21 protein-coding genes and 2 pseudogenes are annotated in these 25,683 nt (G+C 58.6%); 11 read left to right on the forward strand and 12 right to left on the reverse strand.

All coding sequences use genetic code 11. From position 1 onward, the window contains the following. The first annotated feature begins 27 nt into the window (after window positions 1-27). The 3 genes from gatB to DA792_RS10770 all read left to right on the forward strand — a co-directional run bounded on the left by gatB (window position 28) and on the right by DA792_RS10770 (window position 2,460). Window positions 28-1,542 (forward strand): Asp-tRNA(Asn)/Glu-tRNA(Gln) amidotransferase subunit GatB, encoded by a 1,515-nt coding sequence (gene gatB, locus DA792_RS10760; RefSeq protein WP_107719945.1) that lies wholly within the window; start codon window positions 28-30, stop codon window positions 1,540-1,542. 108 nt (window positions 1,543-1,650) lie between these two features. After that, complete coding sequence (locus tag DA792_RS10765; RefSeq protein WP_107719946.1) at window positions 1,651-1,926, forward strand: hypothetical protein; 276 nt, start codon at window positions 1,651-1,653, stop codon at window positions 1,924-1,926. A gap of 108 nt (window positions 1,927-2,034) precedes the next feature. Then, complete coding sequence (locus tag DA792_RS10770; protein ID WP_107719947.1) at window positions 2,035-2,460, forward strand: DUF4177 domain-containing protein; 426 nt, start codon at window positions 2,035-2,037, stop codon at window positions 2,458-2,460. Window positions 2,461-2,482: 22 nt separating this feature from the next. Here the strand turns inward: DA792_RS10770 and DA792_RS10775 are convergent, their stop codons facing one another. Further along, window positions 2,483-2,740 carry a BolA family protein gene (locus DA792_RS10775; protein ID WP_107722663.1) on the reverse strand — a complete coding sequence of 86 codons (258 nt, stop codon included), beginning with the start codon at window positions 2,738-2,740 and terminating at the stop codon, window positions 2,483-2,485. 89 nt (window positions 2,741-2,829) lie between these two features. Here DA792_RS10775 and DA792_RS10780 point away from each other — a divergent pair, with 89 nt between their 5' ends. Beyond that, entirely contained in the window at window positions 2,830-3,465 is a 636-nt protein-coding gene (locus DA792_RS10780) for a J domain-containing protein (protein ID WP_107719948.1), read from the forward strand. Window positions 3,466-3,543: 78 nt separating this feature from the next. Here DA792_RS10780 and DA792_RS10785 read toward each other — a convergent pair. Beyond that, a pseudogene (locus tag DA792_RS10785) lies at window positions 3,544-4,520 on the reverse strand (DUF808 domain-containing protein). Window positions 4,521-4,679: 159 nt separating this feature from the next. Further along, on the reverse strand, window positions 4,680-5,240 hold the full coding sequence (locus DA792_RS10790; RefSeq protein ID WP_107719949.1) for a fasciclin domain-containing protein: 561 nt from the start codon (window positions 5,238-5,240) through the stop codon (window positions 4,680-4,682). A gap of 292 nt (window positions 5,241-5,532) precedes the next feature. On the opposite strand from DA792_RS10790, the gene cobS reads away from it, so the two are divergent. The 3 genes from cobS to DA792_RS10805 all read left to right on the forward strand — a co-directional run bounded on the left by cobS (window position 5,533) and on the right by DA792_RS10805 (window position 7,949). Further along, window positions 5,533-6,501: a cobaltochelatase subunit CobS gene (gene cobS / locus DA792_RS10795; protein WP_107719950.1), complete on the forward strand. Its 969-nt coding sequence runs from the start codon at window positions 5,533-5,535 to the stop codon at window positions 6,499-6,501. Window positions 6,502-6,680: 179 nt separating this feature from the next. Continuing rightward, window positions 6,681-7,349 carry a ZinT family metal-binding protein gene (locus tag DA792_RS10800; protein ID WP_107719951.1) on the forward strand — a complete coding sequence of 223 codons (669 nt, stop codon included), beginning with the start codon at window positions 6,681-6,683 and terminating at the stop codon, window positions 7,347-7,349. Between the two features lie 255 nt (window positions 7,350-7,604). Next, window positions 7,605-7,949, forward strand: coding sequence for a hypothetical protein (locus DA792_RS10805; protein WP_159075247.1), 345 nt, complete (start codon window positions 7,605-7,607; stop codon window positions 7,947-7,949). Window positions 7,950-8,019: 70 nt separating this feature from the next. Here DA792_RS10805 and DA792_RS10810 read toward each other — a convergent pair whose 3' ends face one another. Continuing rightward, complete coding sequence (locus DA792_RS10810; RefSeq protein ID WP_107719953.1) at window positions 8,020-8,601, reverse strand: NADPH-dependent FMN reductase; 582 nt, start codon at window positions 8,599-8,601, stop codon at window positions 8,020-8,022. A gap of 197 nt (window positions 8,602-8,798) precedes the next feature. Between DA792_RS10810 and cobT the strand changes: the two genes are divergently transcribed. The 3 genes from cobT (at window position 8,799) to DA792_RS10825 (ending at window position 12,931) form a co-directional block, all read left to right on the forward strand. Further along, entirely contained in the window at window positions 8,799-10,673 is a 1,875-nt protein-coding gene (gene cobT / locus DA792_RS10815; protein WP_107719954.1) for a cobaltochelatase subunit CobT, read from the forward strand. A gap of 62 nt (window positions 10,674-10,735) precedes the next feature. Next, window positions 10,736-12,529 carry an aminopeptidase P family protein gene (locus DA792_RS10820; protein WP_107719955.1) on the forward strand — a complete coding sequence of 598 codons (1,794 nt, stop codon included), beginning with the start codon at window positions 10,736-10,738 and terminating at the stop codon, window positions 12,527-12,529. Window positions 12,530-12,589: 60 nt separating this feature from the next. After that, the gene (locus DA792_RS10825) at window positions 12,590-12,931 is read left to right on the forward strand and encodes a DUF427 domain-containing protein (protein WP_107719956.1); all 342 of its coding nucleotides are present in this window, start codon (window positions 12,590-12,592) and stop codon (window positions 12,929-12,931) included. A gap of 60 nt (window positions 12,932-12,991) precedes the next feature. Here DA792_RS10825 and DA792_RS10830 read toward each other — a convergent pair whose 3' ends face one another. Next, the gene (locus DA792_RS10830; protein ID WP_107719957.1) at window positions 12,992-14,677 is read right to left on the reverse strand and encodes a chloride channel protein; all 1,686 of its coding nucleotides are present in this window, start codon (window positions 14,675-14,677) and stop codon (window positions 12,992-12,994) included. Between the two features lie 154 nt (window positions 14,678-14,831). Here DA792_RS10830 and DA792_RS10835 point away from each other — a divergent pair. Continuing rightward, a pseudogene (locus DA792_RS10835) lies at window positions 14,832-16,198 on the forward strand (FAD-binding oxidoreductase). A 58-nt stretch (window positions 16,199-16,256) separates the two neighbouring features. Here the strand turns inward: DA792_RS10835 and recN are convergent. The 7 genes from recN to DA792_RS10870 form a co-directional block, all read right to left on the reverse strand. Beyond that, the gene (recN, locus tag DA792_RS10840) at window positions 16,257-17,909 is read right to left on the reverse strand and encodes a DNA repair protein RecN (RefSeq protein ID WP_107719958.1); all 1,653 of its coding nucleotides are present in this window, start codon (window positions 17,907-17,909) and stop codon (window positions 16,257-16,259) included. A gap of 19 nt (window positions 17,910-17,928) precedes the next feature. Further along, on the reverse strand, window positions 17,929-18,765 hold the full coding sequence (locus tag DA792_RS10845) for an outer membrane protein assembly factor BamD (protein WP_107719959.1): 837 nt from the start codon (window positions 18,763-18,765) through the stop codon (window positions 17,929-17,931). Between the two features lie 255 nt (window positions 18,766-19,020). Continuing rightward, window positions 19,021-19,956 carry a UDP-3-O-acyl-N-acetylglucosamine deacetylase gene (lpxC, locus tag DA792_RS10850; RefSeq protein WP_107722664.1) on the reverse strand — a complete coding sequence of 312 codons (936 nt, stop codon included), beginning with the start codon at window positions 19,954-19,956 and terminating at the stop codon, window positions 19,021-19,023. Window positions 19,957-20,322: 366 nt separating this feature from the next. Further along, window positions 20,323-21,972, reverse strand: a complete 1,650-nt coding sequence (gene ftsZ, locus DA792_RS10855; RefSeq protein WP_107719960.1) for a cell division protein FtsZ — start codon at window positions 21,970-21,972, stop codon at window positions 20,323-20,325. A 464-nt stretch (window positions 21,973-22,436) separates the two neighbouring features. Continuing rightward, window positions 22,437-23,768, reverse strand: coding sequence for a cell division protein FtsA (ftsA, locus tag DA792_RS10860; RefSeq protein ID WP_107719961.1), 1,332 nt, complete (start codon window positions 23,766-23,768; stop codon window positions 22,437-22,439). Continuing rightward, window positions 23,765-24,751 carry a cell division protein FtsQ/DivIB gene (locus DA792_RS10865; protein ID WP_107719962.1) on the reverse strand — a complete coding sequence of 329 codons (987 nt, stop codon included), beginning with the start codon at window positions 24,749-24,751 and terminating at the stop codon, window positions 23,765-23,767. The genes ftsA and DA792_RS10865 overlap by 4 nt, the downstream gene beginning before the upstream one ends. After that, window positions 24,739-25,650 (reverse strand): D-alanine--D-alanine ligase, encoded by a 912-nt coding sequence (locus DA792_RS10870; RefSeq protein WP_107719963.1) that lies wholly within the window; start codon window positions 25,648-25,650, stop codon window positions 24,739-24,741. Before DA792_RS10870 ends, DA792_RS10865 begins: the two co-directional genes overlap by 13 nt. Window positions 25,651-25,683 lie beyond the last annotated feature (33 nt).

Raw genomic sequence — 25,683 nt, forward strand, 5'->3', positions numbered from 1 at the left:
ACAACAGGATACGCAGGGAGCCGCGACATGCTCGATCATCTCGAATTCACCACGCCAAAACCGAAAGTCATTTCGGGGGCAAAAGACGACTGGGAACTGGTGATCGGGATGGAAATCCACGCTCAGGTTGCCTCTCAATCCAAACTGTTCTCCGGCGCCTCGACGAAATTTGGCAATGAGCCGAACTCGAACGTCTCTTTCGTGGATGCGGCCATGCCCGGCATGTTGCCCGTGATCAACGAATTCTGCGTCGAACAGGCGGTGCGCACGGGGCTGGGCCTCAAGGCCGAGATCAACCTGTTCTCCGCCTTTGACCGCAAAAACTATTTCTACCCGGATCTGCCGCAGGGCTACCAGATTTCGCAGCTCTATCACCCGATCGTCGGCGAAGGCGAAGTTTTGGTCGATATGGAACCCGGTGTCGCCCGTTTGGTGCGCATCGAGCGCATCCATTTGGAACAAGACGCCGGAAAATCCATTCACGACATGGACCCGACCATGTCCTTTGTCGACCTGAACCGCACCGGTGTGGCCCTGATGGAAATCGTGTCCCGCCCGGACATTCGCGGGCCTGAAGAAGCCGCCGCCTATGTGCTCAAACTGCGTCAAATCCTGCGCTATCTGGGCACCTGCGATGGCAACATGCAAAACGGCAACCTGCGCGCCGATGTGAACGTCTCCGTCTGTCGTCCGGGTCAGTATGAAAAATACCAAGCGACCCAAGATTTTGGGCATCTCGGCACCCGCTGTGAGATCAAAAACATGAACTCGACGCGGTTCATCCAGATGGCAATTGATTACGAAGCCCGCCGTCAAATCGCAATTTTGGAAGACGGAGGCACGGTCGATCAGGAGACCCGTCTCTATGACGCTGACAAAAACGAAACCCGGTCGATGCGCTCCAAAGAAGAGGCGCATGACTACCGCTATTTCCCCTGCCCGGACCTTCTCCCGCTGGAGATCGAACAGGGCTGGGTTGATGACATCGCGAAGACCTTGCCCGAGCTGCCCGACGAGAAAAAAGCCCGCTTTGTCAAAGAGTTCGGCCTCTCGGAATATGACGCAAACGTGTTGACCGCCGACACTGCCAACGCCAGCTATTTCGAAGGCGTGGCCGCGGGCACAGACGGAAAACTGGCCGCAAACTGGGTGATCAACGAACTCTTTGGTCGTCTGAAAAAGGACGACAAAGACATCGAAACCTCGCCAGTGTCCCCCCAACAATTGGGCGGCATCGTCAAACTGATCAAATCCGGCGACATCTCTGGCAAGATCGCCAAAGACCTGTTTGAAATCGTCTACACCGAGGGCGGCATCCCGGCCGAGATCGTCGAAGCGCGCGGCATGAAACAGGTCACAGACACCGGCGCGATTGAAAAAGCGGTTGACGAAGTGATCGCCGCCAACCCCGGCCAGGTCGAAAAAGCGCAACAAAACCCGAAACTTGCGGGTTGGTTTGTGGGCCAGGTGATGAAAGCCACGGGTGGCAAGGCCAATCCCGGTGCAGTGGATGCATTGGTAAAGGCCAAACTCGGCCTCTAAATCACGCCGCCATCAAAGGTATAAAAGGCGTCCGTCATGGGCGCCTTTTTTCATAAACTCGCCCTTAACTCTCGGCGAGTAACTTGGGACAAATGGAAGGAGCCCATCATGTCCCATTACGAGTACAAAGCCATCCCTGCCCCGCATGAAAGCGAAGCCACCTCCGCCTCGCAAACTCCTGAGGCACGATTGGCCGATGCGGTCACGGTACGGCTCAACGCGATGGCGAAAGAGGGCTGGACCTACCTGCGTTCGGACGCGTTCACCCTCACCGGCGTGGCGGGCAAACAAGCGGTTTTGGTGTTTCGCCGCGAAAGCGATTTCGGCATGTTTGGGCAGGACAAGCCCGGTTTTGGCACCTTCGGGCCAGAAGCCGCCGACTGAGGCCAGAGGCCCGCATGACACGCGGGCCATGCCTTGACCTCCGATCCCCATCCGCTAAACCTGTGCCGCAACGACGCGCCGCCCAACGCAGTCACCACAGGAGACCCTATGCCCCTTTATGAGTACCTCACCGTGCCCGCCCCGCGCAAAGGCGAGAAAATCCGCGGCATCAAGACCTCTGAGGGCCGGATCGCGCAAGCGATGCAAAGCGTGCTCAATGAAAAAGGCGCTGAGGGCTGGGAGTATATCCGCGCCGATCTTTTACCGATGGAAGAGCGTTCTGGGTTGACGTCAAAGGCCGTCACCTATCACACGGTTTTGGTGTTTCGTCGTGAGCGCGATGCCACTGCCGTGGCGACGGCCGCCACGACGGAACAGGCCGCGGTACAACCGCGCAAATCTCCGGTCGCGGACCGCAACACGCCACCGCCCTCTGTCCCCTTTCCGTCCCATGCCGAAAAAGGCGCGGGCGCCAACGCCCGCCGCCTCTCGCCCGACGTGGCCGATGAGATTGCCGAAGACCGCGAGTCTTAATCCCGCGGCCCCATCATAGCGCTCAGGCGTCCAAATCCAGGGCCAGCGCATGAATGCGCGGCACCAAATCGCCGAGCGCTTTGTGCACCATCCGGTGACGCGACACGCGCGATTGTCCGGCAAAGGCGTCTGAGCGGATCATCACATTAAAATGCGTCTCCCCCGCCCCGCCGGGATTTCCGGCATGTCCGGCGTGTGAGGCGCTATCATCCTCGATCTGCAAGATTTTTGGCGCAAAGGCCGCCTGTAACCTGACGCGCATTTCATCCGCAATTGTCATCTCTCTCTCCCAGTTTTCGGCCCCAAGGCCTTTCCCATTTTGCATTCTTCATCTAAAGTCCTGCGTCCGAGTCGAAAAGGTTGAGGCACATGGATAAAAACGATCCCTTCGGTTTTGATATGTCAGTCACGTCATCAAAAAAGAACAAACGTGGTGGCAGACGCGGCATGTCCGGGGCATTTGAGACCTCTAAACGGGTCTGTGAACATGACGGATGTCAGGAATCGGGCCAATATCGCGCGCCCCGGTCGCCTGATCATTTGGACGAGTATAAGTGGTTTTGTAAGGACCACGTGCGCGAATATAATTTGAAATGGAATTTTTTCACCAACGCCACGCCGGAAGAAATGGACGAGCAAATCAAAGCGTCCCAAACCGGCGAACGTCCGACCAAGCCCTTTGGCAAAAAATCGGTCGAACAGAGGGCGTGGGAACGTCTTGGCATTGATGACGCTCATGAGGTGTTGGGCGAAAACGCGACGCAGAATCCGGGCAAATCTGACCCGGCGGCCTCGACGCGCAAATTGCCACCTGTGGAGCGGCAAGCGATTGATATTTTGGAGGCCAAGGATCATTGGACCAAGGCCGAGATCAAAAAACAGTATCGCGCTTTGATCAAAGTGCTGCACCCGGACGTGAACGGCGGCGATCGCTCGCAAGAGGAGCAATTGCAACAGGTCGTTTGGGCCTGGGATCAGCTCAAAGAGAGCCGTTGGTTTAAATAGATCATAGGGTCAAACAGCCTCAAAATAGAAAAAGCCGCCTCACATGGGGCGGCTTTTTTGATGGCGTGAGGCGTGGCTTTAATGTGCCGCGTCCGCTTTCTTACCCGTCACCAAACGGATCAAAGGATTGATGATCCGAGCCACGATGGGGATGAGGATCAGGCCATAGATCAGCCCCAAAATACCATCGAAAAACGCGGTGACGACCCAGGCGACAAAGCCAGCCGCCCCTCAAAGGCATGGGCGGCCGTTTCGGCAATGTGGTGAATGTCGTCATACGGATGCGGTTGGCCCAGTTCGGACAGGCCATGGATCACGATCGAGCCGCCGACCCAAATCATCGCGGCGGTGCCGACAATCATCAAAAGGGTCATCAGGATCGGCATGAATTTCACGATCCCGCGCCCCAAAGCCCGCGTCATCGACAGCCGCCCAACCCGTGCCAACCACAGGCCGACATCATCGGCTTTGACGATCAAGGCAACGCTGCCGTAGACGACCACGGTGATGATCACCCCCGCCAGCCCCAAAGTGAAGGCGCGAAAAACAATGCCTGTGGTGGGATCTAGGGCGGCCAAAATGATGGTCATGATTTCGGCGGAGAGGATGAAATCGGTCTTGACCGCGCCCGCCACTTTGGTCGCTTCGAGATGGGCCGGATCGCCCGTCTCAGACGGCTGACCATCGGCGTGAGGGGCATGGGGTTTGAACAGGTGATAGACCTTTTCCGCCCCCTCAAAACACAAATACGACCCGCCGAGCATCAACAAAGGCGTGACCAGCCACGGCGCGAAGGCCGACAACAGCAAAGCCAGAGGCAAAAGGATCAGCAATTTGTTGCGGATCGAACCAAGGGCAATTTTGCCCACGATCGGCAATTCGCGCGCGGCGGCAAAACCATGGACGTATTTCGGCGTCACGGCAGCGTCATCAATCACCGCCCCCGCCGCCTTGGCCGAGGCTTTCGCCGCCTGGCCCGCCACATCATCGACCGAGGCCGCCGCCACTTTTGCGATACCCGCCACGTCGTCCAATAGTGCCAAAAGGCCGCTCATGCCCGTATCCCCATTTTCATCTTACGTTTGAGGCTATGTAGTCACGAATACGCTCACAGGCAAACCCACCAACCAACCCAAGTGCAAAAAAGCGGGGCGCCCCAAAGGACGCCCCACCCGCATGATCCCCGAAGGGAGACCTCATTCAAAGTACCGACCTTACATCGCCGGCAAAAGCACCTTGTCGATCACGTGGATCACGCCGTTCGATTGATCAACATCAGCGATTGTCACAGTGGCCGCGTTGCCCTGTTCGTCTTCGATCATCACCATACCGTCTTTGACCATGGCTTTGAGCGTACAACCGCCCACGGTCGGCACATCATGCACGCCACCGTCATCTTCGATCATGCCGACAAGAGCGGCAGACATGACATCAGCGGCAACCACATGGCAGGTCAGGATTTTGGTCAACTGATCTTTGTTTTCCGGCATCAAAAGCGTTTCAACCGTGCCTTCGGGCAAAGCGGCAAAGGCGTCGTTGGTCGGAGCGAACACGGTGAACGGACCTTCGCCGGAGAGGACATCCACGAGACCGGCGGCCTGAACGGCGGCGACCAGAGTGGTGTGGTCAGCGGAGTTCACAGCGTTTTCAACGATGTTTTTCTCGGGGAACATTTCAGCGCCGCCGACCATTGGGTTTTTCATGCCATGATCATCCGCAAAGGCGGTGGTGGCGAGAAGAGCGGCGGTTGCTGCGGCAAAAATTGTGCGTTTCATTGTAAGTCTCCCTTAAGAACACTCCCCGACCCAGTGTCGAGGTTATAAGGGTTACGGGGCGGATCACCGGGTGGATCACAGCCCAGAGATCACGTTCAATCACGCAAGCGTGAGGTGTTTTTTTACGCCACGCTGCATTCTGTGCACGCGCTCACCGCCCCCGCGACGCCTCGCCCCTTGCACCTGACGCGCTGATAGGGCACGAAGTCACCTAAAGCGTTCCACCAAAACCTGAGAGACGGGGTTTGAGGCGGGACAGTTTAAGTGAACACATAAGAAAACGGGCCGAACCATGGACGCGAACGCAAAACCGACCGAAACCATTTCTGTACGCGATGTCTTTGGCATTGATACTGACATGACCGTAAAAGGCTTTGCCGAGCGCCTCGACCGCGTGCCGGACGAAGACCCGACCTATAAATTTGACCCGGACACGACGCTGGCGATTTTGGCGGGCTTTTCCCACAACCGCCGCGTGATGATCCAAGGCTACCACGGCACCGGCAAATCGACCCATATCGAACAGGTCGCCGCCCGCCTGAACTGGCCCTCTGTGCGCGTCAATCTCGACAGCCACATCTCGCGCATTGATTTGATCGGCAAGGACGCGATCAAACTGCGCGACGGCAAACAGGTGACCGAATTCCAAGAGGGCATCCTGCCGTGGGCATTGCGCAACCCCTGCGCCATCGTGTTTGACGAATATGACGCCGGCCGCGCCGATGTGATGTTCGTGATCCAACGGGTGTTGGAAGCCGATGGGAAGTTGACCTTGATGGACCAAAACGAGGTGATCACCCCGCACCCGTCCTTCCGCCTGTTTGCCACGGCCAACACCGTCGGCCTTGGCGACACCACCGGGCTGTACCACGGCACGCAACAGATCAACCAAGCGCAAATGGACCGTTGGTCTTTGGTGGCGACGTTGAACTATCTGAGCCATGACGCCGAGGCGAATATCGTTTTGGCCAAATGCCCGCATTACAACACCGAGAAAGGCCGCCGCGACATCTCGCAAATGGTGACCGTGGCCGATCTGACCCGGACCGCATTTATGAACGGCGATCTCTCGACTGTCATGAGCCCCCGGACTGTGATCACCTGGGCGCAAAACGCCGAGATTTTCCGCAACATCGGCTATGCGTTCCGCCTCACCTTCCTCAACAAATGTGATGAGCTGGAACGTCAAACCGTGGCGGAATTCTACCAGCGCTGCTTTGACGAAGAACTGCCGGAATCGGCGGCCTCTGTCGCAAGCTGATAGCGCATCTTTTGAACATGAGACTGAAACGGGCCCCTTTTGGGGTCCGTTTTCATTTGGCCTCATAGGATGTCTTGTGTGTGGGCCTCTTGTCCTCAGTCGATATCTCGCCTACATAAAATTGTTACGATATAACATAACAATTCCATGGTACGACACACACAAAGAAAGTCCCGCAAATGCCCCACATAAGCTCGAAGACGGTCACCGCACTGGCCACCACAACACTGTTGATGTTCGCCACACAAACCTTAGCACATGACACCAAATCTCACGATGCAAGCCCGGAACACGCCCACAGCCATGAGGTGGATCAGGACATCTACAAAGGCTACTTTGCGGACTCTCAAATCAAAGATCGCCCCCTGTCCGATTGGGCCGGTGCGTGGCAATCGGTCTACCCATATTTGCAGAACGGAACGCTCGCCCCTGTGATGCAACATAAGGCTGATCAGGGCGACAAAACCGCCGACGCCTATCACAGCTATTATGACACAGGCTACAAAACCGACGTGAACCATATCGACATCGACGGCAACACGGTGCGCTTTGTCCGTGACGGGACACCCCTTTCGGCCCAGTATGAAAGCGATGGCTACGAAGTTCTCACCTACGCAAAGGGCAACCGGGGCGTCCGCTACATCTTTGAAAAAACGGACGGCGATGATGCCGCCCCCGCCTATATCCAGTTTAGCGATCACCGGATTTCGCCCGAGAGCACCGATCACTACCACCTCTATTGGGGCAATGACCGTGCAGCGCTTCTCAAAGACGTGACCAACTGGCCGACATATTACCCGGCCTCAATGGATGGCGACGCAATCGTTCACGACATGCTCACGCACTGACGCAGGCCCAAACATAAAGCCCGTTGGCCCACATCGCGCGCATCGCGGTGTGGGCTTTGAGGAATCGACTGTCTTTCAAATCAGATTGCCCTTCAAACGTATATACGTCCGATAGGCAAAAATGGCTTGTCACGACTCGCCTGTCGCGCTTACGCTTATGTAACGATTTTACGACATAGTGAGGCCATGACACAGAGAGCCCGCAGAGTTATCCACAGGCAAGCCCGCACATCCCTTGCCATCATGAGCGCCCTTTTGAGCGCGCTCAGCCTCTGTACTGCGGCTCATGCCCTGCCTGCGGCCACGTCCCCCCTCGCCCGCGATTTCGCCTATTGTGCCGGACGGCTGTCCGCCGAGGCGCAACACCGCGAAGACCAAAGCCTCAACGAGCTTAAACACGCCATGCAGGAACTTTTGGCCGCCGTGATCGCGCCTGATGAGGCCGCCGCCTACGAAGAATTGCGCTTGGCCGGCCATGTGGCGCAAAGCGAACTGTTGGCGCTGTCGCGCTTTTCCTTTGACCAAGGCGAGGCAGACCGCGCCACTCAGCTTGCCCAAGACAACATCCGCCACTGTCGCGCCATGCTTTTGGGCGCATGACCCAAGACTGAATCCGGGCATGAAAAAGGCCCGCGAAACGCGAGCCTTTCCCACTCTATATAACCTTGGCTTAACGCGCGGCTTTGGTCGTATTGGTCCACCAGGCCAAATCGCCCAACATGGCGGTGACCGACGGCAGGATATTGGCTTCGATTTCCGACATTTCGGCGTTGGCGCCCAGCGGCGAGACTTTGAAGAAATCCGAACCGGAAATGTAAACAGCGGCGCGCACCGGCACCATTGACAGGTTGATCGTCACGGCGCGCAGGTGCTCAACCGCACGAGCGGCACCAACCGCCCCATAGCCGAAGACGGCGGCGGGTTTGCGCACCCATTCCTTGCCGGCCTGATCCAACGCGTTTTTCAACGAAGCCGGGATCGAGGAGTTGTATTCCGGGGTGACGAAGACATAGCCATCAAATTCGGCCATCTTTTCCTGCCATGCCACGGCTTTTGCGTCCGAGGACGGCATCCACAGGTTGGAGGCCATTTCGTTGAACATCGGCAAGTCATAGTCTTTCAGATCGACCAGTTCGAAATCGAGATCGGCGCTGAGTTCTTTGGCTTTCTCCAACAGCCAGTTTGCCGGTTTATCAGCAAAACGGGCATCGCGGGTGGAGCCAATGATGATAGCAATTTTAGGGTTAGACATGGGGGTCTCCTGATCTGCACGCGGGGGATAAGGGGGAAGACAGCTCCGCGGCTTTGAGGCCTACATAAATTTGCACCCACACACAGTTCAATCCAAATATATGTGCGCCATCGCGCAATTCCTGTGCAAACACATAGGCCCCCTGTGTCGCATGTCTTTCTCTTGCCCGACCTGCGCGCGCATGATTTAACGAGCGCATGAACAAGCCCTCAGATAACCCTGCCGATCCGTTCAAAAAGGCGCTGGCCGAAGCCACGAAAGTGCTCGCCAACGATGCGGACCTGACGATCACCTATTCGATGGACCCCTCCGGTCTGTCGGGTGACACCGTGCGTCTGCCACAAGTGTCGCGCCGGATGACCAAAGACGAAGTGTTGATCGCGCGCGGCACGGCCGATGCGCTCGCATTGCGTCACAAGTTTCACGACCAACCGACATTCCAACGCTACGCGCCGCAGGGTCAAATGGCGTTTGAGATTTACGACGCCTTGGAAACCGCGCGCTGTGAGGCAGCAGGCGCGCGGCACATGCCCGGCACGGCCAAAAACATCAATGCCAAGATCGGCAATGAGGCCCTGCGCCGTGGCTACGATGGCATCACCAAACGCGAAGACGCGCCTTTGGCTCAGGCCATGGGCTATTACCTGCGAGAACTGTCGACCGGGCGCGACCTGCCGAAAGGTGCGGACACGGTCTTGGATCTATGGCGCGATTTCATCGAGGGTCAGACCCAAGGCACATTCGAAGATATTGGCGATCTGTTGGAAGATCAGCGCGGCTTTGCCCGTCTGGCACGGCGTGTGATCGAAGAGCTGGGCTACGGCGACCAATTGGGCGATGACCCGGACGCGACCGATCCCGAAGACGATCAATCCGCCGAAACCGACGAGCAAGAAGAAGAGGCCGAGTCCACCGGCGAAGAGCAGGACAGCTCGGACGAGGAAGAGGCCAGCCCCGAGAGCGCGCAGGACGAACAGCAGGACATGCAAGAGGCCTCGATGTCCTCCGATGACATGGCCGAAGATGAGTTTTCTGATGAGGTCGAGCTGCCGCAAGATGAGGCCGAGGTTGAGCCTCCGCAACCCGCGCCCTATTCTGATGCCGATCCGAATTACCAAGTGTTTTCCACCGCCAACGACGAAGAGATCGCCGCCGAAGATTTGGCCGAACCAGCCGAATTGGAGCGTCTGCGCGCCTATTTGGACCAACAGTTGGAGCCGCTCAAAGGCGCTGTGTCGCGCTTGGCCAACAAGCTGCAACGCCGCCTTCAGGCGCAACAAAACCGGTCATGGGAATTTGACCTCGAAGAAGGGATTTTGGACGCTGGACGTCTGGCCCGTGTGATCTCCAACCCCACCACGCCGCTGTCTTTCAAGGTCGAAAAAGACACCGAATTCCGCGACACGGTGGTGACCCTTTTGCTCGACAACTCCGGCTCGATGCGCGGTCGCCCAATCTCCATCGCGGCGATCTGTGCCGATGTGTTGGCGCGCACGCTGGAGCGCTGCAACGTCAAGGTCGAGGTGCTGGGCTTTACCACCCGAGCGTGGAAAGGCGGATTGGCGCGCGAGGCGTGGTTGGCCGCAGGGCGTCCGGCGCAACCGGGCCGTTTGAACGATCTGCGCCACATCATCTACAAATCTGCCGACGCGCCGATGCGCCGGACACGGGCCAATTTGGGTCTGATGATGAAAGAGGGCCTTTTGAAAGAAAACATCGACGGCGAGGCGCTTGAATGGGCGCATCGGCGGATGATGGGACGGCCTGAGGCGCGCAAAATCCTCATGGTGATCTCAGATGGCGCGCCGGTGGATGACAGCACGCTGTCGGTCAACCCGGCCAATTACCTTGAAAAACACCTGCGCGATGTGATCGGCATGATCGAGAAACGCAAACAGGTTGAACTTTTGGCCATTGGCATCGGCCATGACGTCACGCGCTATTATGATCGCGCCGTGACCATCACCGATGTCGAACAATTGGCCGGTGCGATGACCGAACAACTGGCTTCGCTGTTTGACAGCGACCCGCGCGCCCGCGCTCGGGTGATGGGCATCCGCCGCGCGTCATAAGGGCTGCGGCGCGGCTCCGCGCGCACCAAATGAATATGTAAATAGAAAAGGCACATGGCACCATGTTCCAAAGCTTTGACGTGACCTCTCGCCCCGACCAAGCCGCGCCGCGCGTCACCGCACTGCGCGCCGCAATGGTGGATGCCGGATTGGACGCCTTCATCGTGCCGCGGGGCGACGCTCATCAGGGCGAATATGTTGCCCCCTGCGACGAACGCTTGGCGTGGTTGACCGGGTTCACCGGGTCGGCGGGCTTTGCCGTGATCCTGCGTGACCGTGCGGTGATGTTCACCGATGGCCGCTACACGGTTCAGGTCCGCGCGCAATGTGACCCGGCGGTGTTTGACTTTGTCGCTTGGCCGCAGACCAGCCTTGGCGCGTGGCTCAAAGAGGCGGGTGCGGAAAAGATCGGCTTTGATCCCTGGCTGCACACGATCCGTGAGATTGACGGGCTGCGCCACACGCTTTCTGACACTTCGAAAGAGATGGTGGCGACGGTCAATTTGGTCGATAAAATCTGGTCCGACCGGCCCGAACGAAGCGTCACGCCCGTGAGCGTTCAACCCTTTGATCTGGCGGGCAAAACCTCCGAGGATAAGTTCCGTGAGATCGGCGCATCGGTGGCCAAAGCCGGGGCCGAGGCGGTGGTTTTGACCCTGCCCGACAGCCTGTGTTGGCTGTTGAACATCCGCGGCACGGATATTGCGCATAATCCGGTGGTGCAGGCCTTTGGGATTTTGACCACCACAGGCGACACGGGTGGCAAGCTGACCCTGTTTGACGCCGAAGAAAAATACGCCCATCTCGGCCCCGATCCGCGCATCACGATCGAGCCTCGTGATGGCTTTGCCGCAGCCCTTGAGACCCTCACAGGTCCGGTTTTGGTCGATCCAGGCTCCGCCCCCCATGCGGTCAAAACCATGATGTCCGCGGCAGAGATTATCGCGGGAGATGACCCCTGTATCCTGCCGAAAGCCTGTAAGACCGAGGCGGAAATCAATGGTATGCGCGAGGCGCATCTGCGCGATGGCGCGGCGATGGTGGAGTTTTTGTGCTGGCTCTCCGAGCAAATGCCCGAAGACCTGACCGAAATCGAAGTGGTCAAACGGCTTGAGGCCTGTCGTGCCGCCACAAATCAGCTCAAAGAGATTTCCTTTGATACGATTTGCGGTGCCGGGCCGAATGGTGCGATTGTCCATTACCGCGTGACCGAAGACACCAACCGCGCGCTCAAACGCGGTGAATTGCTGCTTGTGGACAGTGGCGGCCAGTATCAGGACGGCACCACCGACATCACCCGCACCATCGCGCTTGGCGATGTGGCGGGCGAAGAGCGGGTGAGTTTCACCGCGGTGCTTCAGGGCATGATCGCGATCTCAGCCGCGCGCTTTCCGCGCGATGTGTCGGGCGGGCATCTGGACGCATTGGCACGCGCGCCCCTATGGCGGATGGGGCGCGATTATGATCACGGCACCGGCCATGGGGTTGGCGCGTTTCTGTCGGTCCACGAAGGCCCACAACGGATTTCACGCAGCTCGACTTTGGCGCTGCGCGAAGGGATGATCCTCTCGAATGAACCCGGCTATTACCGCGAAGGTGCCTACGGCATTCGCATCGAAAACCTGATCGCGGTGCGCGCCGCCGCTGAAATTTCGGGCGCAGATGGTCGTGACATGTTGGATTTCGAAACCCTGACCTTTGTCCCGATTGATCGCTCGCTGATTCTGGTCGATGAATTGGCACCGTGGGAGCGCGACTGGCTCAATGACTATCACGCCGAAGTCTGGGACAAAATCGCGCCACGCGTTTCAGAGACGGCGCGCGATTGGCTGCGACACGCGGTTGCACCCGTCTGACATATACCTGACGCAAGAAGCCTGATAAGGTCTGCGAAAATCAACAGAGGGATACGAGACATGCCAGATCATATCAAGATCCGCACAGCCCCGGGGACCTATGTGGTTCGTGCCGGCGGTGCCGTTTTGGGCGAAACATCGCGGGCTTTGGAGCTGAGCGAAGGGGACTATCCGCCGGTGATTTATTTCCCGCGTGAAGACCTTGCGATGGCGTTTTTGGACAAGACCGACACTGTCTCCGTCTGTCCGTTCAAAGGCGAGGCCACCTATTATGCGATCCACACGAAATCTGTGGTGATTGCGGATGCGGCTTGGTCTTATGAGGACCCGAAACCGCTTGTCGCTGGGCTCAAAGACTATATCGCCTTTTATCCGCGAAAAGCCGCCGTCGAGCAGCTTTAACACCAAAGATCACCCCAAATACATCATAGAAACGCAGGCTCTCGGGCCTGCGTTTTGCATTCAACTGTGCTCTTCCGCCGCTGTTTCCGCGAGTTTTTTGCTAAACACCCGCAGCGCATCGACCTGAAACAAAGCACCGTGAAGTTCCGGGCCACTTTCCTCATGGAGCGTCACGACCGGGACAAACACCAAATTATGCGCCTCAAACAAAGGCATCGCCTTTTCCAAAGTCATATTTGGCGACACATAAATTCCCTGTTGGATCAGCTCCTTACAGGCCTCATCTGAAGCTGCACGCGGCGCGTCCGGGGCGCGGTAGCATTGGTGCACCCGTACAGTTGCCAAAAGATAGGCTTGCGGACCCGCCGCCAAATGGACGTCGCGCCGTTCCAAAAGCGTGAGGAAAAAAGACCGATCCACCAAGCGCGAGGCCAGCGCCGTCGACAGCGACACCGCCACCATCACTGCCAGTCCGGTTTGCCAATCCCCGGTCAGCTCGAACACGATCAAAGTGGTTGAAATCGGCGCGCCCAACACGGCCGCCGCCACCGCGCCCATCCCCGCCAAAGCATAAAGCGTGGCCGTGCCGGAGACATTCGGGAACACTGCCGTGGCGATCAGACCAAAGGCCAGCCCAGTCAAAGCCCCGACCATCAAAGCAGGCGAAAACACGCCCCCGCCCATGCGCCCGGCCATGGTGATGGCAACGGCCACAACTTTGATCACGGCATAGACGATGGCCTGCCAAATCAGCAATTGCCCGGTGAGCGCATAGGAGGTGGTTTCATATCCGACCCCGATGATATGCGGAAAAAAGATCGCGATGGCACCGAGCAATAGCCCCGCCGCCGCGGGTCGCAAAACCGGGGGCAGATGCAGCCGCTCTTGTACCCAAGTGCCAAAATCATCGGCCATAAAGATGGTCCGCATCATCACCACGGCAACCACACCGCAGAGCAGCCCCAACAGCAAAAACGCCGGGAGTTCGACGTAAAAGGTCAGCGCGCCCTCGGCGGCCAGGGTGAATTCGGTGACATCGCCAAATTCCAAACGGTTGATCACCGTGCCCGCAGCCGATGCAATGACGATCGGGGCAAAAGCATGGACCGCAAAATGGCGCAACACCACTTCGAGCGCGAACAAGGCCCCGGCAATCGGCGCATTGAAAGACGCCGACACGGCGGCAGCAACAGCACAGCCCAAAAGGTCGCGCCCGGTGATGCCATCGGCGTGCAATCGGTTTGAGACCCAGCTTGAAATCACCCCCGCCAAGTGGACCACGGGGCCCTCTCGCCCCGACGATCCTCCGGTGGACAGCGTGATCAGAGAGGCGGCGGCCGACGCCAGACCTGCGCGTTTTTCCACACGTCCCTCATTCAATGCCGCACCTTCGATCACATCCGCCACCGAACGCACCCGCCCGTCCGGCGTGAACCAGTTGAGGATCACCCCAACCACCAACCCGCCAAAGACCGGCAGCGCCAACACCCAGTACCACGGCAGACCTCCGGCAAAACTATGCAGGTGGCGCAGATCATGCGTGCCGTAGAAAAATCCTTGTAACTGATTGATCCCTTTTCGGAAAAGCAAAGCGGCAAAGCCAGACGCCACACCGATGCACAGCGCGATGAACCAAAACTGGATTTGGCTGGGGCCGCGCCTGCGGATCAGGGCCACTGTCTCTGCAAGACCCTCACGGATTTCACCGATGGCACGTTTTGGGTATGAAATTTTATCGTCAGACATGCCCGACGCTGCCCCCTGCCCTCAATTTTCGACGCTTTTCACGCCCAATCGCCTTTGGTCGGCGGATTTTGTCCTTTGACGCGCGAGGGCTGCGCTTTCACTACCCCGCCGCATCCTCTAAGGTCTATCAGCCCTAACAGACAGCGATTCCGATATGATCTCAGATACTCTCTTTGCCGAACTTTCCTCCGTTCTAGAGGGTCGCCTCAGCCGATCCAAGTCCGATTTGGATCAACATGGCCAGTCAGAGACATGGTTTCCTCTGACCCCGCCCGAGGCTGTGGCCTATCCGGAAACCACCGAAGAGGTCGCGGCCCTGATGAAACTGTGCCACGCCCATGACATCCCTGTCACGGGCTTTGGTACGGGCACCTCGCTTGAGGGGCAAACTTTGGCGATTCATGGCGGGATTGTGGTGGATTTTTCCCGAATGAACCGGGTGTTGCGGATCAATGACGCCGATATGGATGTGGTGGTGCAACCGGGCGTGACCCGCGAGGCGCTCAACGTCGAATTGCGCACCACCGGGTTGATGTTCCCGGTCGATCCGGGTGCGAATGCCTCGCTGGGCGGCATGGCGATGACCCGCGCGTCGGGCACCACGGCGGTGAAATACGGCACCATGCGCGACAATGTCATCGGGCTTGAGGTCGTTTTGGCCGATGGCACGATTGTGCGCACTGGATCGCGGGCGCGTAAATCGGCGGCGGGCTATGACTTGACCGCTTTGATGGTCGGGTCTGAGGGCACATTGGGCTTGGTCACCGAACTGACCCTGCGGTTGCATGGCCAACCCGAAGCGGTGTCGGCGGCGGTCTGTGCCTTTGACGAGATGGGACCAGCGGTGGAGGCGGTGATCGCAACGATCCAGATCGGCCTCCCGATGGCACGGATCGAGTTTTTGGACGCAGATTCCGTGAAGGCCGTGAACCTCTATTCCGGCTCGGAATTTCCGCTCAAACCGCATTTGTTCGTCGAATTCAACGGTTCAGAACAGGCGGTGTCTGAGCAGGTCGATCTGTTTGGCGAGATCGTCCACGATTTCGGCGGCTCCGATTTCAACTGGGCCACCAAAGCGGAGGACCGCACCGCCCTTTGGACCATGCGCCACCACGCCTATTGGGCCTGTTTGGCGCTCAGAAAAGGCGCGAAAGCCGTGGTCACCGACATCTGTGTGCCGATCTCGAAATTGGCGCAGGCGGTGGAAGAAACGGCAGAAGACATCAAGGCCTCGCCCTTGGATGGTCCGATTTTGGGCCATGTCGGAGACGGCAATTTCCATGCGATCTTGTTGGTTGATCCCGACAATGAGGCCGAGATCACAGAGGCCAAACGCCTGGCGCATCTGATGGCCGAACGGGCGCTGAAACTGGGGGAACGATCACCGGCGAACATGGCATTGGCATGGGCAAAAAGAGCCTGATGACCGAGGAGCACGGCGAGGCTTGGGCGATGATGGGCGCGATCAAGACGGCATTGGACCCGAAGAATATTCTCAATCCGGGCAAGCTTGTGCCCTAAAAATTTGAGCATGTGTCACGGTAAAGCAGGCGCGGAACGAAAGTCTCGCGCCTTTTCATTAGCCAATCAAAAGCGCGCGCGCAGCCTCGCGGGCAGCCTCAGTGATTGTGTCACCCGCCAACATCCGTGCGAGCTCATCAATCCGCTCCATGTCGCCCAACGGCGTCACCTCGGATAGCGTCATGCCGTCTTCGACTCGTTTGGCCACGCGCCAATGATGCCCGCCCAAAGCGGCCACTTGCGGACTATGGGTGACGACCAAAACTTGCCCTTCTGAGGCCAGCGCTTTGAGACGCCGCCCCACCGCATCCGCTGTCGCACCGCCAACACCCCGGTCGATCTCGTCAAAGATCATCGTGACGCCGGATTGATCGCGGGTGAGACAGACTTTGAGCGCCAAAAGAAAGCGTGACAATTCCCCGCCAGAGGCGATTTTACCGATCGGACCGGCAGGTGCGCCGGGGTTGGTGGCGACGGTAAAGGCCACGGCATCGCGGCCCTCTGCGCCCGGTTCGCCCGCTGTGATCTGGGTCGAAAACACCGCACGCTCCATTTTGAGCGGGGCGAGTTCTTTGGCCATCATCGCGTCCAACTCGGCGGCAGCTTTGGTGCGGGCCTGCGTCAAGGAGCTCGCGACTGTCTCATAGGTGGCTTCGGCTTTTTCGACCGCCTTGGCCAGCGCCACAAGATCGCCCGCGCCACTGTCGAGCGCGGTGAGTTTTGCCCGCAGCGCCTCGGCAAACCCACTTAAATCATCGGCCAAAACGTTATGTTTGCGCGCCAGTCCGCGGATGGCGAAAAGACGCTCTTCGACCTCTTCCAACTCATGCGGATTAAAGCGCAGAGCCTCAATACAGGCCTCGACGCCGGACTGGGCATCGGCCAATTCGTTGAGCGCCCGACCCAAGGATTCAATCGCGCCCTCAAGCCGCCCTTCGGCCTTTTCCGCCGCGCCCTCAAGCCAGCGTAGAGCATCCGCCAACATCCCCTCGCCGCCATCATAGGACAGGGCTTGGTGGGCCTTGGCGACATCAGCGGCGATCTTCTCAGATGATTGCATCAGGCGACGCCCGGCATCGAGCTTGGCCTCTTCGCCGGGCTCTGGATTGAGTTTGTCAAATTCGGCCACGGCATGGCGCAGGAATTCTTCTTCGTCCTTGAGCGCGGCTTGTTCCTTGGTCGCTTTGGCCAAGGCTTTGCGCGCGTCATAAAGCGTTTTCCAAGCCTGACGCACAGAAGCCACCATCGGCTCAAGCCCGCCAAAACTGTCCAAAAGTGTCCGGTGGCCGCGCGGGTTCAACAACCCGCGATCATCATGTTGGCCATGCAATTCGACCAAGACATCCGAGAGGCGGCGCAACACATCGCCCGACACCCGGCGGTCATTCACCCATGCGGTTTTGCGCCCATCGGCGGCATTGACCCGGCGCAGGATCAACTCGCCATCTTCGGCCTCAATGTCCAATTCTTTCAACACGTCTTCGGCGTCATGGCCGCGCGGCAAATCGAACACCGCCGTCACTTCACCTTGGGCCGCGCCCGCGCGCACCAAATCCGCACGCCCGCGCCAGCCCAGCACAAAGCCGAGACTGTCGAGCAGAATGGATTTGCCCGCGCCGGTTTCGCCCGTCAACACATTGAGACCCGGCTGAAACTCAAGCTCCAGCCGGTCAATGATCAACATGTCCCGGATGTCGAGACTTCTTAACATGAGATGGGCGCTCCGTCCCTCAGAGCCATTCGCCGCGGATCATCTGACGATACACCGCACCGAGCCAATTGTTCTCAAAGACTTTGGGTTCAAGCCCCTGCCCGGTCAGCAATTTGTAACTGTCCTGATACCACTCGGTCGATTGATAGTTATGACCCAAAATCGCCGCCGCAGTTTGCGCCTCTTCGACCAAACCAAGCGACAGGTAGGATTCAACCAACCGATGCAACGCCTCTGGCGTGTGACGGGTGGTTTGGAATTGCTCGACCACCACACGAAAGCGGTTGGCCGCCGCAGTGTAGTGTTTGTGTTTCAGGTAATAGCGCCCGATTTCCATCTCTTTGCCCGCGAGGTGGTCAAAGGCGAGATCAAATTTCAGAATCGCCGATCGTGCGTATTCGCTGTCAGGATAGCGTTCGATCACCACGCGCAGCGCCTGAAGCGCTTGGAAGGTCAGGCCCTGATCGCGTCCGATGTCGTCGATCTGATCATAATAGGACAGTGCGAGCAGGTATTGCGCATAGGCGGCATCCTCATCGGCAGGGTAGAAATCAAGGAAACGCTGAGCGGAGACGCGCGCATTTTCATAGTCGCGATCCCGGTGATAGGAGAAAGCCTGCATGATCAACGCGCGTTTGGCCCAATCGGAATAGGGATAAAGGCGCTCAACCTCGCCAAAATAGAAAGCGGCGTCGCCGAAATCCTTTTGGGTGATCTCATATTCTGCGCGCTTGTAAATCTCTTCTGCCGGGTAGCCTTCGAGGTCACCTGTGGGTGCGTTGTCTCCACAGGCCACAAGAAAAGCCATGGAAAGTCCAAGCGTTACACCCAATCCGCGTTTGATACGTGCCGTCATGAAAGGTCCTACCTACACCAGTCATCAGCCCCTGAAACATGGGCCGTGACCACACTCCTAACACAGAAAAATCCGGTGCAAAACGTCTTTACGCCGGAAATAACGTCACGGTGTAGAGGCTTTTGTGTTTTTCCCTGATCGGGGGATTTTGAAATGCTCCGCCCCTTCCCCACTGAGCGTGATTTCGGCGCAATCTTGTTCAGATCACCGACATATTGTCAAAGCCGGGAAGGACGTCGAACGCATTGGAAAAGATCAGGCGCAGAACGCCAAATCAGAACGGGACACGCCCGCCCCCGGAAGACGCGCAGCCGTCGGCGCGTCCACTGTGACATAGGCCCAAGCACCGCGTGTCGCAAAGAGTTCGCGCAGCAAGGCGTTGGTCATCGCGTGACCAGATTTTTCACCGACATAGCGACCCAAAATTGGCGCGCCTGCGAGGTACAAATCCCCCAAAGCATCCAACATTTTGTGGCGCACAGGTTCGTCCGCACGGCGTAAACCGCCCGGGCTCAACACGTCCTGACCATCGACGACGACGGCGTTGTCAAAGGTGCCGCCAAGCGCCAAACCGTTTTGCTGCATATGATCCACATCCGCCTTACGGCAGAAGGTGCGGCAATTCGACAGTTCACGCACAAAGGCACCATTGGCCATAACCAAACGTTTGTCCTGCACGCCGATGGCTTCGTCCGCGAAATCAATGTGGAAATCAATTTCCAAGGTTTCTGCTGGCTCAAGACGCGCTTTGGCGGACCCATTGGTGATTTCGACCGGCTTGAGAATTTTCAGCGCGCGGGTCGGGCCGTCCTGTGTGACAAGACCCACAGCCAAAAGACCGTCCACGAAAGGCGCCGCGGAACCATCCAGGATCGGCACCTCAGGCCCATCAATGGAGACAGTGGCGTTGTTGATGCCACAGCCCGCAAGCGCAGCCATGATATGTTCGATGGTCGACACCTCTGCGCCATCTTCGTTACGGATCAAAGTGCAGAGCTGCGACGGGACAACATGGTCCCATCGTGCCGGAATGATCGCATCGCGCAGATCAGCCGCGTCTGAGACGATATCTGAGCGCACAAAGGTGATGCCGGTGTTGGCCGGCGCAGGCGCGACAACCATACACACGGGTGCACCGGAATGGAGACCCACCCCGTCGAACCGAACTTTGCTTGCTACCGTGGTCTGCACCATAGGCCTCACATCCATTTTCCCACGCAGATTGCGTTTCTCGCGGGTTATATCTTTGCCGATCTTGCACCGCGTTTTGCGGGACGTGCCTCGCTTGGCTGTGCATATCGGCCCCTCACGCCACCCCGGCGCTTGGTTTCCCCTGTCCTAACCAAGAACAGGGGCCAGCCTCAACTCAATCTTTGTAACGGATTGAAACATGTTCACGCCCCATAAGGCAGAATTTCGCGCACCCCCACGCCGCGCCGCAGCAAGCCATTGTTACAAAAAGAAAAAGGCCGCCCAAAGGCGACCTCTCAATGTCGTGATTTTTAGAAAATGTGACCCAAATAAACCCGCATCACAGTGCGCAATCACAGATTTATGTCAGTTTGCCTGACGACGCAGGAAGGCTGGGATCTCGATCTTTTCCGCTTCCGGGTTCGGATCTTGATCTTCGTCATAGGCCTGATGAACCTGCGGACGAACCTGAGGCTGCGCACCAAAACGGGCTTGCGGCTGGGCTTGAGGTTGGGGCGCAGGACGCGCCTCGGCCTCTGAACCATGGCCGGTCATGCGACCAATCAAAGAGTTGATGCCAAAGCGACCGGCTTTGGCTGCATTCGGATCAGCCTGTGGATGCGGATCAGCCCGCATGTCTGCGCGCGGTTGCTTGGCCACGGCGGCTTGCAACCGGGCCAGAGCTTCGGGCGACGGTGTGCCTGCGGACGGTGCACGCGGCGCGACAAACGCGTCGGCTTCCGGTTCATACATCGCCGGTTGCGGCGCGGGTTGCGGACGCGGCTGATAGGCCGGAGCCGGAACATCGTCTTCCATGGCGCGGAAATCGGCCTGACGCTGCTCATAGCGGGCCTCATGTTGAGCCTCAGAGCGCGCATTCACTTGCGGATCGAACACATCAAGCGTCGGCTGGGCCGGTTCTTCGACCGGCGCGGCCTGTGCGGCGACCGGTGCTGCGGGCGCGTGTTCGATTTTCTCTTCGACTTCAGCAGGCGCGGCCAGCGGTTCGGCCAAACGGCGACGCGCCACCGGCATTTCGCCGTAAGATTGGTTGGCGTCGATCCCCGTTGCCACAACAGACACGCGCATCATGCCGTCCAACGTGGAATCCATCGTCGAGCCAACGATGATATTGGCCTCCGGGTCCACCTCTTCGCGGATGCGGTTGGCGGCTTCGTCCAATTCGAACAAGGTCAAATCGTGGCCGCCGGTGATGTTGATCAACACGCCTTTTGCGCCGCGCAGGGAGATCTCGTCCAACAGCGGGTTGGCGATGGCTTTTTCCGCAGCTTCAATGGCGCGGTTTTCACCGGACGCTTCGCCCGTGCCCATCATCGCTTTGCCCATCTCGTCCATCACGGCGCGCACGTCGGCAAAGTCGAGGTTGATCAGGCCCGGACGGACCATCAGGTCGGTCACACCTTTGACGCCCTGATAGAGCACGTCATCGGCCATGGAGAAGGCTTCGGTAAAGGTGGTTTTTTCATTGGCCAGACGGAACAGGTTCTGGTTCGGAATGATGATCAACGTGTCGACCATCTTTTGCAGCGCCTCAACGCCCTCTTCGGCCTGACGCATGCGTTTCGCGCCTTCGAATTGGAACGGCTTGGTCACAACACCCACGGTCAAGACGCCCAGTTCACGCGCCGCCTGAGCGATGATCGGAGCGGCGCCTGTGCCCGTGCCACCGCCCATACCGGCGGTGATAAAGCACATATGCGCGCCAGCGAGGTGATCGACAATCTGTTCGATGCTTTCTTCGGCAGCGGCGGCCCCAACGGAGGGACGTGCGCCCGCCCCTAAACCCTCGGTGACCTTCACGCCCATCTGGATGCGGGCCGCGGCCTTGGCGTGTTGCAAAGCTTGTGCGTCGGTGTTCGCAACAACGAAATCGACCCCCTCAAGCTCTTTTTCGATCATGTTGTTGACCGCGTTGCCACCGGCCCCGCCGACACCAAACACTGTGATTTTCGGTTTCAACTCGTCCCGATCGGGCATCGTCAGATTCAAAGCCATGATCTACCGCCTGCTTTCCAATGCGAGCGCGCGTGCGTCTGCCCGTGCTGCCCGTATAACTGTCCCCGCCCCTGAATCGGGGCAAAATTTACCTGTTCATCCTAAATCTTAGGGGGTTTGGCGCGGTTCGTCATCCCAAAAACATGATTTCGCCACAAAATATAGGGTTAACCCCGCTAAACTCGGCGGGATTTTGCGCAAAACCCCAGATTTAGGGGGTAACAAAGCAATCATAGCTATGGAACGGACCAAATCCGCTCCATATCCTCTCAAAAGAGGCGAACCTGCGCGTATCGCGCTGTCATGTCGGGGCACTGCTCGGTGCCACTTTTGCCGTGTCTCGCCTTATCCGCGCCGATTTGACGGCGTCGTTGACGTCAAAGGGGCGTCTTTGCCTCTGGCGGACGTTGTCTCATCCGCTCTGCGTTTCGTTTAGCATAGCCCCGGAGGGCACTGCAATCCGTTTACCAATTGTCTTTGAACCACCGCATCGCCCGTTTGAGCGAACGCGCCGGATAGCGTTCGGTCGGGATTTCGAAATCCCACCATTCGTCTTGCGGATTGGCCGCAAAGAGACACAGACCAACAGCCGACGCAAAGGCCGCCCCGGTCGCCGCCTGCGGCAGGCCCTGAACGCGCAAAGGCCGACCGATGCGCACCTGTTGACCCAGAATTTTTGGCGCCAACGTATCCAGCCCCGGAATTTGCGAGGCCCCGCCCGTCAACACGATCTGTTGGCTTGGCAGATGCTCAAAACCTGCGGCGTCCAAACACTCGCGCACACCTTCCAGAATTTCTTCGACGCGCGGACGGATGATCCCGATCACCTCAGAGCGGCTCACGGTGCGACGATCGCGCTCCCAATCGCCACTGTCGCCCCCGACTTCGATCATCTCGCGGTCGTCCATCCCGGTGGCCACAACGCCGCCGTAGAACGTCTTGATCCGCTCCGCCGTCGCCGCCGAGATTTGCAAGCCCATCGCGATGTCGGAGGTGACATGATCGCCGCCCATCCGCACAGAGTCCGCATAGATCATGTGTTTTTTCATAAAGATCGACACATCGGTCGAACCGCCGCCCATATCGACACAGGCCGCACCCAGCTCTTGTTCATCTTCAACCAGCGCCGAAATGCCCGACACATAGGCACCGGACGCCACACCCGCGACCTCAAGGTCACAGCGTTTGATGCAATACAACAGGTTCTGGATCACCGCGCCATCGACGGTGAGCATATGCATATCCACCGCAAGGTTTTGCCCGGCTTGACCGCGCGGATCAGACAGACCCGAGCGATGATCCAGCGCAAAATTGACCGGCTGGGCATGAAGCACCTCGCGATGAGGACCATAATCGGGCACCTCAGAGGCGGCCAAAACGCGCGCTACATCTTGTTCGGACACGATATTTTGTTCGACTTCGACCTGACCGTCCAAGCCATATGAACGCGGATGTCCGCCAGAGAAACAGGCGATAACGTGATCGACGCGGGTCTGGGCCATCTTCTGCGCCGCTTGCACAGCGGTGCGAATGGCGCGTTCGGTTTCGGCCATGGCGTCAATCTCGCCAAAGCGCACACCGCGCGAGCGTGTGGTCGCAGCACCAATCACCCGAAACGAGGATTGCCCGGCCAAAGCCCCCACGCCCTCGCCGCCGACAAAGCCATCGCCATCAAAGCGCAACACAAGACAGGCGATTTTGGAGGTGCCCACATCCAAAATGGCGACCACGCCACGTTGCAACGCCGCTTTGCGCATGTTCCGCATGGCCCGCTGGGCTGCATAAAGATCCGTCATCTGTACGACACTCCAAGTTCCACGCCCTGAAGCCTGCGCATCTCGTCTTGCGCCGCCTCAGTCAATTGTAACGTTGGCCGATTGGGCCGACGCATATCCACCGCTTTGACATCACGGCCCAAAAGGTCTTTGGCCTGATTTAACGCCATCACCTGCGCCAAAGCGCCCAGAGGGTTCTCCTCCGGCAACATGATGACTTGATCGCGGTCCAACACCACATTCCAACGCCGCTCGCCAACCCGCACCAGCCCGCGCAAACGCGGCATGATCGGCTTTGCCGCATTCAAAATCGCCAGTGCTTCGGCCACATCACGTTCGGCTCCAACGCCCGCAATCAGCGGCAGATCGGGCCGATCCACCCGGTGCTCCAAAGCCGCAACCCGGTGGCCATCAACGTCAAGCATCTCAAGCCCATGCGGACCGCGCCAGACCACAGCAGGCGTGCGTTCGGTGATGTCGATCTGCAAAATCCCGCCCGCGCGGACCCGAAGACCCGCCTTCGCCACGGCATCCAGACTTTCAATTTGATCCAACATCCCCGGCAGGTCGAGATCAAAGGAGGACAGCGGAAAATCCACCGAAGTGATTTCGCGAATGTCCTCGGACAGCTCCCCCGACGCGCCATCAATGGCCATCAGTTTAACCATGAATTCCGGGCGGTTTTGGATGTCGCGTTTGACCTCGGCCACAGTGTCATTGAAGGCCATTCGATTGTCGGCATCTACGAACCATAGCCCAACACAGCCCGCAATCGCCAAGACCGGGGCGATGCGCCGCATGAAAAATCGGAAAGACGGGGTCAGCCACAGCCGGTTGAACCGGTACGCCGCGCGCGAGGGCGCCGGATCACGCGGACGGGCCGGGGCCTGTGCGGAGGTGTCGCCAAGACGCGCACGCAACGCCCGCGCCACAGCTTCGGACACACGCGCCGATCCGCCCATGGTCGGCGCTTTGGCAAACTCAACCGGGTCTATCGGTCGCATGAGGCGTCCTCCACCATCCAGGCCACAAACTGACCGAATGTCATACCGCATTTCTGCGCTTGCTCGGGCGACAGCGAGGTCGGCGTCATCCCCGGCTGAGTGTTGGTCTCCAACAAGATCAAGCCCGCAAGGCCCTTGCTTTCATCCCAGCGAAAATCGGTGCGCGACACGCCACGGCAGCCCAAAGCATTATGGGCGCGCAGGGCGTAGTCTTGACAGGCCTGAGTGATCTCATCGGGGATCTCGGCGGGGCAGACATGGCGCGACCCGCCCTCTTTATATTTCGCGTCGTAATCGTACCACCCATCGGTGAGGATATCGGTGACGCACAGCGCACGATCGCCCATCACCGAACAGGTCAACTCACGTCCTGGCGCAAACGCTTCGACCATCACAACGGGCGGCATGCCGGCGGCAAGGCGCGGGGCATTTGCCCCCTCATGCACCAAATAAACACCCACGGAGGAGCCTTCGTTATAGGGTTTCACCACATAGGGCGGCGCGATCACATGACCGGCCTCAACCTCTTCGCGGCGCGCCAAAACGGAGGCCACAATGGGGAGGCCCGCACGGACGTAAATCTCTTTGGTCTTTTCTTTGTCCATGGCCAGAGCCGAGGCCAGAACGCCGGAGTGGGAATAGGGAAGGCGCATCCATTCCAGAATGCCTTGGACACAGCCGTCTTCGCCATAGCGGCCATGCAGCGCGTTGAACACGACATCGGGCTGACAGGCGGTCAGTTGCGCGCAGAGGTCTTCGCCTGCGTCAATCTCGATAACCTCATATCCTTCACCCCGAAGTGCTTTGGCGCATTCACGCCCGGAGACCAAAGACACCTCGCGCTCAGCCGAGGGTCCGCCTTTGAGTACCGCCACTTTCAGGGACTGCCTGCTCGACATGCCCACTCGTGCCTCAAATATCTGGAGCCTTAT

It is taken from the genome of Celeribacter baekdonensis (assembly GCF_003047105.1).
In the GTDB taxonomy this organism is placed as follows: Bacteria; Pseudomonadota; Alphaproteobacteria; order Rhodobacterales; family Rhodobacteraceae; genus Celeribacter; species Celeribacter baekdonensis_B.

Coding starts and splice junctions, on each gene's coding strand:
- DA792_RS10810 (WP_107719953.1), bottom strand. CDS start 8,601: ATGTCTAACCCTAAAATTGCTATCATCATTGGCTCCACCCGCGATGCC.
- cobS (WP_107719950.1), top strand. CDS start 5,533: ATGGACGCGAACGCAAAACCGACCGAAACCATTTCTGTACGCGATGTC.
- DA792_RS10825 (WP_107719956.1), top strand. CDS start 12,590: ATGCCAGATCATATCAAGATCCGCACAGCCCCGGGGACCTATGTGGTT.
- DA792_RS10800 (WP_107719951.1), top strand. CDS start 6,681: ATGCCCCACATAAGCTCGAAGACGGTCACCGCACTGGCCACCACAACA.
- DA792_RS10845 (WP_107719959.1), bottom strand. CDS start 18,765: ATGACGGCACGTATCAAACGCGGATTGGGTGTAACGCTTGGACTTTCC.
- gatB (WP_107719945.1), top strand. CDS start 28: ATGCTCGATCATCTCGAATTCACCACGCCAAAACCGAAAGTCATTTCG.
- ftsZ (WP_107719960.1), bottom strand. CDS start 21,972: ATGGCTTTGAATCTGACGATGCCCGATCGGGACGAGTTGAAACCGAAA.
- DA792_RS10765 (WP_107719946.1), top strand. CDS start 1,651: ATGTCCCATTACGAGTACAAAGCCATCCCTGCCCCGCATGAAAGCGAA.
- DA792_RS10775 (WP_107722663.1), bottom strand. CDS start 2,740: ATGACAATTGCGGATGAAATGCGCGTCAGGTTACAGGCGGCCTTTGCG.
- DA792_RS10865 (WP_107719962.1), bottom strand. CDS start 24,751: ATGCGACCGATAGACCCGGTTGAGTTTGCCAAAGCGCCGACCATGGGC.
- ftsA (WP_107719961.1), bottom strand. CDS start 23,768: ATGACGGATCTTTATGCAGCCCAGCGGGCCATGCGGAACATGCGCAAA.
- recN (WP_107719958.1), bottom strand. CDS start 17,909: ATGTTAAGAAGTCTCGACATCCGGGACATGTTGATCATTGACCGGCTG.
- DA792_RS10820 (WP_107719955.1), top strand. CDS start 10,736: ATGTTCCAAAGCTTTGACGTGACCTCTCGCCCCGACCAAGCCGCGCCG.
- DA792_RS10870 (WP_107719963.1), bottom strand. CDS start 25,650: ATGTCGAGCAGGCAGTCCCTGAAAGTGGCGGTACTCAAAGGCGGACCC.
- cobT (WP_107719954.1), top strand. CDS start 8,799: ATGAACAAGCCCTCAGATAACCCTGCCGATCCGTTCAAAAAGGCGCTG.
- DA792_RS10790 (WP_107719949.1), bottom strand. CDS start 5,240: ATGAAACGCACAATTTTTGCCGCAGCAACCGCCGCTCTTCTCGCCACC.
- DA792_RS10830 (WP_107719957.1), bottom strand. CDS start 14,677: ATGTCTGACGATAAAATTTCATACCCAAAACGTGCCATCGGTGAAATC.
- DA792_RS10780 (WP_107719948.1), top strand. CDS start 2,830: ATGGATAAAAACGATCCCTTCGGTTTTGATATGTCAGTCACGTCATCA.
- DA792_RS10770 (WP_107719947.1), top strand. CDS start 2,035: ATGCCCCTTTATGAGTACCTCACCGTGCCCGCCCCGCGCAAAGGCGAG.